Source organism: Adlercreutzia sp. ZJ473 (assembly GCF_013185065.1).
Lineage (GTDB): Bacteria > Actinomycetota > Coriobacteriia > Coriobacteriales > Eggerthellaceae > CAAEEV01.
On record NZ_JAAVTO010000014.1, the window covers coordinates 33,692 to 46,398 of the forward strand.

Genomic DNA, 12,707 nt, shown 5'->3' on the forward strand with positions numbered 1-12,707 from the left:
ACCCTTCTCCGAAGGACGGTGGAGCGGCTGCGGGACGTCAGGTGAGCGGCGGAGCAGCTGCGGAACAGCGTTGGGGCTGGGAAGGTGCCTGCATGTGGATCGGGCGCACATGCGTCTCGCTGCGCTCCCCGTTGAGTGCGACGGGGAGCGCAGCGCTCGGCAGCTACAGGTACTTGCGCAGGGCGTCGATCATCATCAGCTGGCATTCCTCGGCAGCGGCCTCGGCGACGGGGGTCTTGCCCATCCCGTACCGGGGCATGCTGTAGCCGTGCCCGACGCCGAAGAACCGCTTGCCCGTGGTCGTCACACCGGCTGCCATCAGGTGCTTGGCGTACTCCTCCGCTTCGAAGCAGAGCGAGTCGCCCTCGGCGGTGAGGATGAGGTGCGGGGGCAGGCCGACCAGCTGGTCCCGCTCGGCGAACAGCGGCGAGAGGTGCGGGTTTTTGCCGTCTTTGGGGTCGCGGTAGCACAGGTCGAATACCGCGGCCAGGTCGGGCGGGATGCAGCCCTCCGGGGTCGGCTTGGCGTGCGCGTCGGTGTTGAGGTCGACCGTCGGGTAGTCCATTATCACGCACTTCAGCTCGAACGCGCCCGTCTCCTTGGCCATCATCGCGACCACCGTCGAGATGTTCCCGCCGGCGCTGTGGCCGCCTATGGCCATGCGAGCGGGGTCGACGCCGAACTTCTCGGGGTTGTCGTGGACGTACTCGACCACGTCGAACACGTCCTCCTTGTCGGCCGGGAACATGCTCTCCGGGGCGAGGCGGTAGGACGGGCTGATGACCACGACGCCCAGCTCGTCGGCGACCCTGCGGCAGAACTCGTCGTCGAGCTCCGGGCGGCCGTAGATGAACCCGCCGCCGTGAACGTTGATGAAGACGGGCAGGGGGCCCTCGGCGGCGTCCTCAGGCCTGTACACGACCACCTGGCGCTGGCCTGACCGCACAGGTACCTGGGCGTACTCCCCCGTGGTGCCGAGCTTCTCGACGATCTTGTCCGCGCCGGCGCGGAGGGTCTGAATCATTTCCATAACCTTGGCGTCAACCATCTTCTCCTCCTCAAGTAGGTTGCCTCGCATGGCTTTGCCATGCGCTTTGATTATGGCACATTTGCAAAACAGGGGGAGTGCACCGTGCAGAGGAGGGCGTTAGCGCAGGTCGAACATGCCGCGAATTCAGCCGGGGATGGCGTTCGTGGATGCGTCGTCGGCGTAGCCGCTGGCGTAGCTGACAACGCTGCTGACAGCGCTATCGAAAACGTAGCCGACAACGTTACCGACAACGGCGCTTTTTCATCCACCTCCCAAGTGATTCTGGATGGAAAGGGGTCGTTGTCGGCGATTTCCTGGGAAAAGTGGATGCGAAAGGCCCGTTGTCGGTGGTTCTCGGGGCTCGAATCGCCGATAACGGGCGTTTTCCAGCCGGCTTTCCCGAGTTGTGGATGAGAAAGGGGCGTTGTCGGTGCTTCGGGCCCCCGTTGCTTTCGCTTCGCCTATTGTCCGGGCGCCGCGCGGGCCATGACAGGGCGGGAGGTTTGTGCGAAAATAGGCTCCAAGACAAGAAGAGCATGCTTAGCCTGTTAGGTACCCGTTATGTCAGCGCAGTTCAATATACGCACAGCCGACAAGGCGAGGGTCGCGCGCCTCATGCAGGACCTCGGCCTCCCGCGGTTCATCGCGGCAACGCTGGTTGCGCGCGGCGTCGCCACGCCGCATGCGGCGCGGCTGTTCCTGCAGCCCTCGCTTGAGCGCGACTGGCTCAACCCCTACGACATCCCCGGCCTGTCCGAGGTGGCCGACGCGCTCGAGGACGCCATCCGCCGGCGCCTGCACGTGGTGGTGTTCGGCGACTTCGACCTCGACGGCATCTCGGCCACCACGGTGCTCACGCGCGGCCTGCGCGCGCTCGGCGGCAAGGCCACGCCCTTCATCCCGCGCCGCTTCGACGAGGGCTACGGCCTCACGCAGGCGGCGTACGCGCGCGTGAAGGCGCTCGAGCCGGACTTCATCGTGACGGTCGACTGCGGCATCGCCTGCAGGGACGAGGTGGCCGCCATCGTGGCCGACGGCGTGCCCGTGTGCGTCACCGACCACCACGAGGCGGCCGACCTCGTGCCGCGCGGCGTGCCCGTGGCCGACCCCAAGATGGACCCGGCTTGCGAGAGCTCCATCCTCGCGGGCGTCGGCGTGGCGCTCAAGCTCGTGCAGATGCTCGGCGCGCGCATGGGCTACCCCTACCTGTGGCGCTCCTACACCGACTTCGCCACGCTCGGGACCGTGGCCGACCTCATGCCCATGCGCGGGGAGAACCGCGCGCTCGTGGCCGACGGGCTCGCGCGCATGAACGCCAACCCACGCCCCTGCGTCGCGGCGCTCGTGGGCACCACGGGCGCGGCGGGCAAGCCGCTCACGGCCACCTCGCTGAGCTTCTCGCTCATCCCGCGCCTCAACGCGGCGGGCCGCATGGGCGACGCGCAGCTCGCGCTCGACCTGCTCATGTGCGACAACTTCGGCGAGGCGTGCGCGCTCGCGGAGAAGCTCGAGGGCGTGAACGACCAGCGCCGCGCCATCGAGGCCGAGCTCTCCGAGATCGCCAAGGCGCAGGCCGCCGAGGTCTACCACGGTCAGCGGGCGCTCGTGGTGGCGGGCGCGGGCTGGCACGAGGGCGTGAAGGGCATCGTGGCGAGCCGCCTGGTGAACACCTACGGCGTGCCCGCGCTGCTGTTCACCGTCGACGGCGACGAGGCGCGCGGCAGCGGGCGCTCCGTGGGCTCGGTGAACCTGTTCGCGGCGGTGGAGAACGCGTCTGACCTGGTCACGCGCTTCGGCGGCCACGAGGCGGCCGTGGGCGTGACGCTGCCCGTGGCAAACCTCGAGGCGTTCGCGCGGCGCCTGTGCGCGTACATGGACGCGCTTCCCGAAGACGACTTCCACCCCATGGTCGAGATCGACGCGTGCGTCGATCTCGACGAGCTCACGCTCGAGACCGTGGGCATGCTCGATATGCTCGCGCCGTTCGGGCAGGAGAACCCCCAGCCCACCTTCCTCGCGCGCAACGTGTCGCTCGAGCGCTGCCGCGCGGTGGGCGCCGAGAAGAACCACTTCTCGTGCACGCTCACCAACGGGCGCTGCGCGGTGAACGGCATCATGTTCCACTGCGGCTACATCGACACGCTGCTGTACAACGAGTCGGTGGTCGACGCGGCGTTCTCCGTGCAGATCGACGAGTGGCGCGGCCGCCGCTCGGTGAAGGCCATGCTCGAGACGCTCTCGCCCGCGCGCTCGTGCGGCGCGCTCAAGGCGTGCCTGAACCCCGCGTCGCTCGCGTTCTTCGACGACCTGTTCGGCATGAGCGACGAGGAGCTCTGCGCCCAGGCCGACGCGACGGCCGACGAGGAGCCTGACGCGCTCGTGCAGCGCGCGGCGGCGCGCGCCCGCTGGGAGGCGCTCGCCCGCGAGGACGCCGACGCGCTCGAGGAGGCCATCGTGCGCGCCATCATCGGGACGAGCGCGCTGCACCCCTCGCAGCGCGAGATCCTCGACCGTTTGCGCGCGGGCACCTCCACGCTGGCCGTCATGGCCACGGGGCGCGGCAAGTCGCTCACCTTCCAGGTGCACGCGGCGCTGCGGGCGCTTCTGGCCCGCGAGGCCAGCGTGTTCGTGTACCCGCTGCGCGCGCTCATCGCCGACCAGGCGTTCCACCTCACGACGGCGTTCGAGCGCTTCGGGCTCTCCTGCTGCATCCTCACCGGCGAGTCCACGGCGGAGGAGCGCGCGCGGGTGTGCGCGGGCCTGGCCGCGGGCACGGTGGACATCGTGCTCACCACGCCCGAGTACCTCATCCGCCACGTGGGCGAGATCGGCGCGTGCGGGCGGATCGGGTTCGTGGTGGTCGACGAGGCGCACCACATCGGCTTGGCGAAGGCGGGCTCGCGCGTGGCCTACACGCAGCTCGGCATGGCCGTCTCGCAGCTCGGCGCGCCCGTGGTGCTCGCCGTCACCGCCACGGCGCCCGACGGCGTGGCCGCCGACATCGACGCCACGCTCCCGCTCCAGGACAGCGTGATCGACGAGACGGCGCGCGAGAACCTCTCCGTCGACGACCAGCGCAACATCCGCAACCGCGACGACTACCTGGCCAACCTGGTGGCGGCGGGCGGCAAGACGGTGGTGTACGTGAACTCGCGCGAGCAGTCCATCACGCTGGCGCGCCTGCTGCGCCGCCGCGTGCCGCAGCTCGCGCCGCTCATCGGCTTCTACAACGCGGGCCTCACGCGCCCCGAGCGCAAGCGCGTTGAGGAGCTGTTCCGCAACGACGAGATCATGGTGCTCGTGGCCACGTCGGCCTTCGGCGAGGGGGTCGACATCCCCAACATCCGCCACGTGGTGCTCTACCACCTGCCGTTCAACGAGGTGGAGTTCAACCAGATGGCGGGCCGGGCGGGCCGCGACGGCAAGCCCGCGTGCGTCCATCTGCTCTACGGGCGGCAGGACGTGGCCTTGAACGAGCGCATCCTGGCGAACATGACGCCCGACCACGACGTGATGGCGCAGGTGTACCGCCGCCTGCGCGCGCGGCAGCGCCAGACCCCGGGCAGCTACTTCTGCATGGAGAACGGGGACCTGGCCGCGCTCGCGTCCGACGAGCTGCACGTGGTGGCGCCCGAGGCGGCCGCCTGCGGCGTGGCGGTCTTTCGCGAGCTCGGGCTCATCGAGACGCGTGTATCATGCAACGCGGGGCAGACCGAGCGCTGGATCCGCGTGAACGAGGGCGCGTCGAAGGTGGAGCTCACCGACTCGGTGCGCTACCGCGAGGGGCTCGGCGAGCGCGGCGTGTTCGACGCGTTTCGCGACTGGGCCCTGGCCCAGGACTCGCAGGGCCTGATCGTGAGGGTCTCGCACCCGATCGTCCCGCGCGGCTGGCGCGGGGGAAACTAGCGGGAAAAAACAACCTACCGCCACGTGGCGCGCCTGCGCGCCGCGACGGCTGAGCTTGACGTACGGAAGGGGGCGCTTATGGGCGCGCAGGGCAACAACGAGGAGATGCTGGGCAGGGCTCGGAAGGGAGTCGCCGTCAGGCAGACGGTCGACCTCATGCTGGGGCGGCCCTACGTTGCCGAGCGGTCCATGGCCTCGGGCGTCGAGGCGGACCGTCGCACGCGCACGCCCGAGGAGCGCTTCGCCGAGCTGCAGGAGTTCACGCGCCCGTACATGACCGCCGACGAGGAGGCCATGCTCGAGCACGCCTTCGCGTTCGCCAACGCCGCGCACAAGGGGCAGTGCCGCAAGTCCGGCGAGCCGTTCATCATCCACCCCATCGAGGTGGGCATCATCCTCGCCGACCTGCGCATGGACGCCGAGACCATCTGCGCGGCGCTTCTGCACGACACCGTGGAGGACACCGAGGTCACCGCTGCTGACGTGGAGCGCGAGTTCAACGCGCAGGTGCGCCAGCTCGTCGAGGGCGTCACGAAGATCACGCGCATCGAGGTGGAGAGCCTCTCCGACGAGCAGGCGGCCACCATCCGCAAGATGTTCGTGGCCATGAGCAAGGACATCCGCGTCATCGTGATCAAGCTGGCCGACCGCCTGCACAACATGCGCACGCTCGCCGCGCTCAAGGAGGACCGCCGCATCTTCAAGAGCCGCGAGACGCTCGAGATCTACGCGCCCATCGCGCACCGCCTCGGCATCAACTCCATCAAGTGGGAGCTCGAGGACCTGTCGTTCTTCTACCTCGAGCCCAACAAGTACAAGCAGGTCAGCCGCATGGTCACGGAGAGCCGCTCCGAGCGGGAGGAGTACCTGGCGGGCGTGGTGGACATCATCCACGAGGAGATGGAGAAGGTGGGCATCCAGGCGCAGATCATGGGGCGCCCCAAGCACCTGTACTCCATCTACCAGAAGATGACGAAGAAGGGCAAGGGCTTCTCGGAGATCTACGACCTCATCGCCGTGCGCGTGATCGTGAAGTCGGTGAAGGACTGCTACTCGGCGCTCGGCGCCGTGCACACGCTGTGGCACCCGATGCCGGGGCGCTTCAAGGACTACATCGCCATGCCGAAGTTCAACATGTACCAGTCGCTTCACACCACGGTGATGGGCCCGGCGGGCCGCCCGCTCGAGGTGCAGATCCGCACCGAGGAGATGCACCGCGCGAGCGAGTACGGCGTGGCGGCGCACTGGCGCTACAAGGAGTCGGGCGGGAAGGTGAGCGCCGACGCGCTCGACCAGCAGCTGGCCTGGCTGCGCGAGATGGTGGACTGGCAGGACGAGACGGAGGACTCGCGCGAGTTCCTCAAGTCGCTCAAGATGGACCTCGACAACTCCGAGGTGTTCGTGTTCACGCCGAAGGGCGAGGTCATGAGCTTGCGCGCCGGCGCCACGCCGGTCGACTTCGCCTACGCCATCCACACCGAGGTGGGCAACCACTGCGTGGGCGCGAAGGTGAACGGCTCCATCGTGCCCCTGAGCTACGAGCTGCAGGTGGGCGACCGCGTGGAGATCCTCACGCAGAAGAGCGCCACGCCCTCGCGCGACTGGCTCACCATGGTGAAGACGCCGTCGGCGCGCAGCAAGATCCGCTCGTACTTCTCCAAGGTGTCGCGCTCCGACGACCTGCAGCTCGGCCGCGACAAGCTCACGCGCGAGATGCGCAAGCACGGCCTGGGCATCTCGAGCGCGCAGTCGATGCGCGCGCTGAAGTCGGTGGCCGAGGCCATGGGCTTCAACGACCCCGACGACATGTTCGTGCAGCTCGGGACGGGCAAGGAGAGCGCCCAGCACGTGGCGAACCGCCTGCTGAAGATCCTCGTCGACAAGGGGACCGAGGACGCCGAGAAGCCGGGCTTCGGCATGAGCGCCTCCGCGACGGGCATCATGCCGCCGATGCTCACCAGCGTGAAGCGCGCGAAGAAGCACGAGACGCACTCCTCCAACGGCATCGTGGTGAAGGGCGTCGACGACGTGCTCGTGCGCCTGTCGCGCTGCTGCAACCCGGTGCCGGGCGACGAGATCCTGGGGTTCGTGACCCGCGGGCGCGGCGTGTCGGTGCACCGGGCCGACTGCCCCAACGCCATCGAGCTCAAGAGGCAGCCCGAGCGCATCATCGACGTGTCGTGGGAGGGCACGCCCTCGGCGGCCACGTCGTTCCAGGTGGAGATCTACATCGAGGCGCTCGACCGCATGAACCTGCTGCTCGACGTGACGCGCACCCTGTCGGAGGTGGGGGCCAACGTGCTGTCGTGCACCACCACCACGCACCGCGACGGCATGGTGGAGATGCGCTTTCTGTTCCAGGTGTCGGCGCTGTCGGGCATCGAGCACGCCCTCAAGCGCCTGAGCGAGATAGACGGCGTGTTCGACGCGCGGCGCATGGTGCCGGGGCAGTCGATCGGGAAGAGGAAGTAGGACGCCATGGCGAGAACCTATGAGGTCCAAGGGCTCTGCGTTGACGTGAGGTACCTGGTGATGGGCCCCATCCAGAACAACGTGTACATCATCTCGGACGGGCGGGGCACGATGGTGGTCGACCCGTCGTGCGATGCCGAGCGCATCGTGGAAGCCCTTGGCGGCGCGCGCCTCGACGCCATCGTCATCACGCACGCGCACTGGGACCACACCGACGGCGCCGCCGACCTGCGCGCGCTCACGGGCGCGCCGGTGATCGCGTCGGCGGTCGACGCGCCGTCGGTGGAGCAGCCGCGCGACGACACCGGCACCTCGCACACGGCGGTCCCGTGCGAGGTCGACCGCACCGTGGGGAACGGCGACGTGGTCGAGGTGGGCGGCATGAAGTGGAAGGTGATCTCCACGCCGGGGCACACCAAGGGCTCGATCTGCCTGTTCATGGTGCCGCAGTTCGGCAACCACGCCGACGGGCTGCCCGTGCTCGTCTCGGGCGACACGCTGTTCGCCGGCACGGTGGGGCGCACCGACTTCGCGGGCGGGTCTTTGTCCGACATGGCGGCGAGCGTGAGGAAGCTCGCGAAGCTCCCCGACGACGTGGCGGTGCTGCCCGGGCACAACGACCTCACCACCATAGGGGCCGAGAGGCGCCGCATCTTCGCGCGCTTCGGCTGGGAGCCCGAGTAGTTCCGCTTGCCCTGGCGGGACAGGCGGAACTACTCGACGCTGCGGCTTCTTGCGGCACCTGACCTAGCCCCTTGTGCAGGGCTCGGCGTGGGCGGAGCCCACTTGGCCCTGCGGCGGGGCTATCTCAGGCACCTCAGCCCTTCTCGCTGACGTTACGAACGACAAGCGGGCTTTCCATTCTTGGCATCCTTCTTGGCGCCCGTCCTGGCGGAACGAACGGAACGTCCTTTTCGGTTGACTTTACCTAAACTTTACGAAACTGGCTCACCGTCTGCGTAAAACAGAGGTGTTTGTTTCTTTACAATGTTAAGTAACTGTTAAACTTCAGTTGCTTGCACGTAAAGTTGTTGCGTGAAGTCGAACCGTTGGAAGGACGCCTGTGACCATCGAGTGGACCCTTTTCCTTTCTGAACTCATGCAGAACCCGCTTCTTCTGGTGGTCACGCTGCTCAACATAGGCGTCATCGTGGTCAACGGGGCGACCGACGCCCCCAACGCCATCGCGACGGTGGTCTCCACGCGCGCCATGAAGCCCAAGCACGCCATCGTCATGGCTGCCATCTGCAACTTCTTCGGGCTGCTGCTCGTCTCGCTCGTGACGTCGGCCGTCGCCCACACCATCTTCTCCATGGTCGACTTCGGCGGCGACGCCCAGCAGTCGCTCATCGCGCTCATGGCCGCCATGGTGGCCATCATCGTGTGGGGCACGGTGGCCTGGTACTTCGGCATCCCCACCTCGCAGAGCCATTCGCTCATCGCGGGCCTCACCGGCGCGGCCATCGCGCTGCAGGGCAGCTTCGACGCCATCAACGGCGCCGAGTGGATCAAGGTCATCTACGGCATCCTGCTCTCCACGCTTCTCGGTTTCGGCCTGGGCTGGCTGTTCTACCAGATCATCAGCCGCGCCTTCCGCAACGCGAACCGCAGGAGCGCCAACAAGTTCTTCCGCTGGGCGCAGATCGCGGCGGGCGCGGGCGTGGCGTTCATGCACGGCGCGCAGGACGGCCAGAAGTTCATGTCGATCTTCGTGCTGGCCATCTCGCTGGCGCTCGGCATGGGCACGAGCGCCGAGTCGATGGTGCTGCCGGTGTGGCTCATGGTGTTCTGCGCGTTGAACATGGGCCTCGGCACGGCGGTCGGCGGCGAGCGCATCATCAAGAGCGTCGGCGTCGACATGGTGAAGCTCGAGTCGTTCCAGGGCTTCGCGGCAAGCCTCTCCACGTGCGTGAGCCTCGTGCTCGCCACGTTCGGCGGCCTGCCGGTGTCCACCACGCACACCAACACCACGGCCATCATGGGCGTGGGCGCGGCGAAGAACCCCAAGGGCGTGAAGTGGAGCATCGCCATCGACATGGTGAAGACCTGGGTCCTGACCTTCCCCGGCTGCGGCATCCTGGGGTTCGCGTGCGCGAAGCTGTTCCTCTTCATCCTGTAGGGGTGTTAAGGCAAGTCGATTCTTCGATAGGAGACGAAGATGGCAAAGAAGCAGAAGTACGACTACTTCAAGGCGTATGAGAAGCTGACGGCGCTCGCCGTCGAGGAGTCCGACCTCCTGATCAAGGCGCTCGACGGCTATGCGGGCTCGGAGGACCTGAACGAGGTGATCCCCGCGGTCCACGAGCTCGAGCGCAAGGGTGACAGCATCAACCACGACGTGTTCTCGAGCGCCGCGACGGACTTCATGCCGCCGATCGACCGCGAGGACATCGTCGAGCTCGCGCATGCGCTCGACAACGTGCTCGACTACATCGAGGACGTCGTCACGCACATGTACATGTACGACATCCGCACCATGCCCGAGGACGCCCTGCGCTTCGCCGATCTCATCAAGAAGTCGTGCAAGGCGCTCGACCGCGCCATGGGCGAGTTCCACAACTTCAAGAAGTCGAAGAAGTTCAAGCAGCTCATCCTCGACATCAACGACTACGAGGAAGAGGCCGACGGCCTTTACAGCGCCGCCATGCGCCGCCTCCACACCGTGGAGAACGACGACGTCATGCACGTGCTCGTGTGGTCGCGCGTCTACGAGCGCATGGAGCGCTGCTGCGACGCCACCGAGCATGCCGCCGACATCGTGAGCACCATCCTGCTCAAGAACATGTAGGCGCGCCGCGGGCCCGCCTGCGCGGCGGGGCCCTCAGGCAAGCTCAGATATGCGAAGGGAAGGGGCGGCCCGCCGGGCCGCCCCTCGCTTGCTCTTGCGGCGCGGCGGGCGCGGGCGCGCCGCGGGCCGCTTCGCGCAAGGGCGCCGCTACCGTGCGTCCTCCACGGCTATGATCCGGGCGTTCACGGGCTGGCCGGAGAAGTTGAGGTCGCGGGTGATCTTCCGCGCGCCCTCCAAGGTGAGGGCGGGGGCGTCGAAGGCGACGAGGTCGGCGAGCGCGCGGGTGCGGGCGCCCTCGAACAGCTCGACGAAGCTCGCGCGCGACTCCTCGCCCGTGAAGGGGTTCTCCCAGGCGGCGTGCTCGCGGTTGTCGAAGGCCGACGCGGTGAGCGCGCGGTTGCGGTGGCTCATGGCGCGGTAGAACGAGTGGGGGCGCACGAGCGTCTCCACGCGCCCGATCACGTTGTGCTTGAGCCCGCTCGGCGAGTAGAATAGCGCCTGCACGCTGCGGAACGCCCGCACGCTCGCCTTGAACGTGTCGGCGGGGATCACCAGGCCGTACACGTCGCGTGCCAGGTAGGCGTACATGGTCGAGACCACGTCGAGCACGTGCCGCGACGCCTTCAGCACCTCCTTCGAGGGGTTGAACGTGGCGATGGTGGCGTCGCGCCGCGTGGTGAGCACCAGCTCGTCGAGCTCGCTCTCGATGAGCGCGTGCACGTCGGAGCCGTGCTCGCGGCCAAGCCCCTCGACGCCGGCGTCGCAGAGGGCGTGCTGCCAGAAGAACACGAGGGGGTGCGCCGCCGAGTCGAGCTCGTAGTGGCACAGAAAGCCCAGCGCGTAGGCGCGGGCGCAGGAGCGGTCGGCCTCCGGCAGCGTGGCGACCGAGCGCTTGAGCGCGAGCAGAAGCTCGGCGGGCATCTGGTCGTGCATGATCGAGCCCAGGCGATGAGCCGGCGCGAGGCGCGGGTTCACCACGGAGTAGAACAGCGGGTCGGGACCCTGGTTCCCCAGAAGGAACGCCTCGGCCTCGTCGCGAGTGCCGCCGATGAACTCGAACAGCGTCGAGTAGATCTCGTGTCCGAAGGTGTCGTGCGTGATGATTGCGGGCATGGCGGCTCCCATCTGACCGTATCTTTACCTGCGTGCTGGGTCACATCATATACAATAGTCAGCGCATCAAATCAATTTCGTTCAATTTCCGCAAACGGAAGGGCACGGGGTCGCATGGGGCGCAAGAAGATGACGAGGCAGGAACGCAGCTGGGTGCTCTACGACGTGGGAAACTCGGGCTTCGTCATGCTCTCGACGGCGCTCATCCCCATCTACTTCGCCTCCCTCGCCGAGCCTGGCTCGTCGGTCGTGGTGGCCTGGGGCTATGCCGAGACGGTGGCCTCGCTCATCCTGGCTCTGCTCATGCCCGTGCTCGGCAGCTTGGCTGACCTGCGCGGCAACAAGAAGAAGTTCCTCGTGGGGTTCGTCGGCACGGGCGTGGTGGCGTGCGCCGCGCTCGGCGTGCCCACCCACGCGCTGGCGTTCTTGGTGCTCTACGTGATCTCGGCGGTCATGCTCAACGGCTCCATGGTGTTCTACGACGCGTTCCTGGTTGACGCCACCACCGAGGACCGCTTCGACGAGGTGTCGTCGCAGGGCTACGCGTGGGGCTACATCGGCTCGTGCATCCCGTTCATCGCGTGTCTGGCGGTGGTGCTCGGCGGGCCGAGCATCGGCGTCGACATGATGCTCGGCATGAAGATCGCGTTTCTCATCACGGCGGCGTGGTGGCTGGCGTTCTCGGTGCCGATCATCCGCGACGTACACCAGACGCACTGCAAGGAGCGCGTGCCGAACCTGATGCGCGCGACGTTCTCGGGCCTTCTGGCCACGCTGCGCGACATCGCGCGCGACAAGCGCATCCTTCTGTTCATGCTGGCGTACTTCTTCTACATCGACGGCGTGCACACCATCATCAAGATGTCCACGAGCTACGGCACCGACCTGGGGATCGACTCGACGCAGCTCGTGCTGGCGCTCCTGATGACGCAGTTCGTGGCGTTCCCGTCAGCCATCGCCTACGGGCGCCTCTCGGCGCGCTTCGGCACGCGGCGCATGCTCATGATCGCCGTGTTCGCGTACTTCTGCATCACGCTGTTCGCGGCGTTCTTCCTGCGCAGCGCGGTGGAGTTCTGGATCCTGGCGGTGTGCGTGGGCCTGTTCCAAGGCGGCATCCAGGCGCTCTCGCGCAGCGAGTTCGGCAAGATCATCCCGAAGGAGCGCGCCAACGAGTACTACGGCTTCTTCGACATCCTGGGCAAGTACGCGGCCGTCATGGGAACCTTCCTTGTGAGCCTGTTCACCCAGCTCACCGGCAACCCCTCCATCGGCGTGCTGTCCGTGTCCGTGCTGTTCGTCGTGGGGCTTGCCTTCATGTGGAAGATGCCCGAGGACGGCGCCCGCTAGCGGGCGCGCGGGCGGCATGCGGGCGCGCTAGCGGGCGCGTTGCGGCGCGGC

8 protein-coding genes are annotated in these 12,707 nt (G+C 67.5%); 6 read left to right on the plus strand and 2 right to left on the minus strand.

All coding sequences use genetic code 11. The annotated features are described in order from the left end of the window. Positions 1 to 163: 163 nt before the first annotated feature. The gene (locus HRL41_RS04270) at positions 164 to 1,024 is read right to left on the minus strand and encodes an alpha/beta hydrolase (protein ID WP_172135707.1); all 861 of its coding nucleotides are present in this window, start codon (positions 1,022 to 1,024) and stop codon (positions 164 to 166) included. A gap of 567 nt (positions 1,025 to 1,591) precedes the next feature. Between HRL41_RS04270 and recJ the strand changes: the two genes are divergently transcribed. The 5 genes from recJ to HRL41_RS04295 all read left to right on the plus strand — a co-directional run bounded on the left by recJ (position 1,592) and on the right by HRL41_RS04295 (position 10,196). Next, the gene (gene recJ / locus HRL41_RS04275; RefSeq protein ID WP_172135708.1) at positions 1,592 to 4,936 is read left to right on the plus strand and encodes a single-stranded-DNA-specific exonuclease RecJ; all 3,345 of its coding nucleotides are present in this window, start codon (positions 1,592 to 1,594) and stop codon (positions 4,934 to 4,936) included. Between the two features lie 78 nt (positions 4,937 to 5,014). Continuing rightward, the gene (locus tag HRL41_RS04280; RefSeq protein WP_165172218.1) at positions 5,015 to 7,408 is read left to right on the plus strand and encodes a bifunctional (p)ppGpp synthetase/guanosine-3',5'-bis(diphosphate) 3'-pyrophosphohydrolase; all 2,394 of its coding nucleotides are present in this window, start codon (positions 5,015 to 5,017) and stop codon (positions 7,406 to 7,408) included. Between the two features lie 6 nt (positions 7,409 to 7,414). Further along, a complete protein-coding gene (locus HRL41_RS04285) occupies positions 7,415 to 8,092 on the plus strand; it encodes an MBL fold metallo-hydrolase (RefSeq protein WP_172135709.1) in 678 nt (225 codons plus the stop codon). 379 nt (positions 8,093 to 8,471) lie between these two features. Next, a complete protein-coding gene (locus HRL41_RS04290) occupies positions 8,472 to 9,527 on the plus strand; it encodes an inorganic phosphate transporter (RefSeq protein WP_165172214.1) in 1,056 nt (351 codons plus the stop codon). A 39-nt stretch (positions 9,528 to 9,566) separates the two neighbouring features. Then, the gene (locus HRL41_RS04295) at positions 9,567 to 10,196 is read left to right on the plus strand and encodes a DUF47 domain-containing protein (protein ID WP_165172212.1); all 630 of its coding nucleotides are present in this window, start codon (positions 9,567 to 9,569) and stop codon (positions 10,194 to 10,196) included. A gap of 147 nt (positions 10,197 to 10,343) precedes the next feature. Here the strand turns inward: HRL41_RS04295 and HRL41_RS04300 are convergent, their stop codons facing one another. Continuing rightward, positions 10,344 to 11,309 (minus strand): zinc dependent phospholipase C family protein, encoded by a 966-nt coding sequence (locus tag HRL41_RS04300; protein WP_172135710.1) that lies wholly within the window; start codon positions 11,307 to 11,309, stop codon positions 10,344 to 10,346. Positions 11,310 to 11,438: 129 nt separating this feature from the next. Between HRL41_RS04300 and HRL41_RS04305 the strand changes: the two genes are divergently transcribed. Then, on the plus strand, positions 11,439 to 12,656 hold the full coding sequence (locus HRL41_RS04305; RefSeq protein ID WP_371808792.1) for an MFS transporter: 1,218 nt from the start codon (positions 11,439 to 11,441) through the stop codon (positions 12,654 to 12,656). Positions 12,657 to 12,707: the final 51 nt, after the last annotated feature.

What these genes read in the sequence shown, in the direction of transcription:
- HRL41_RS04270 (WP_172135707.1), bottom strand. Translation starts at nt 1,024, where the DNA reads ATGATTCAGACCCTCCGCGCCGGCGCGGACAAGATCGTCGAGAAGCTC.
- recJ (WP_172135708.1), top strand. Translation starts at nt 1,592, where the DNA reads ATGTCAGCGCAGTTCAATATACGCACAGCCGACAAGGCGAGGGTCGCG.
- HRL41_RS04280 (WP_165172218.1), top strand. Translation starts at nt 5,015, where the DNA reads ATGGGCGCGCAGGGCAACAACGAGGAGATGCTGGGCAGGGCTCGGAAG.
- HRL41_RS04285 (WP_172135709.1), top strand. Translation starts at nt 7,415, where the DNA reads ATGGCGAGAACCTATGAGGTCCAAGGGCTCTGCGTTGACGTGAGGTAC.
- HRL41_RS04295 (WP_165172212.1), top strand. Translation starts at nt 9,567, where the DNA reads ATGGCAAAGAAGCAGAAGTACGACTACTTCAAGGCGTATGAGAAGCTG.
- HRL41_RS04300 (WP_172135710.1), bottom strand. Translation starts at nt 11,309, where the DNA reads ATGCCCGCAATCATCACGCACGACACCTTCGGACACGAGATCTACTCG.
- HRL41_RS04305 (WP_371808792.1), top strand. Translation starts at nt 11,439, where the DNA reads ATGACGAGGCAGGAACGCAGCTGGGTGCTCTACGACGTGGGAAACTCG.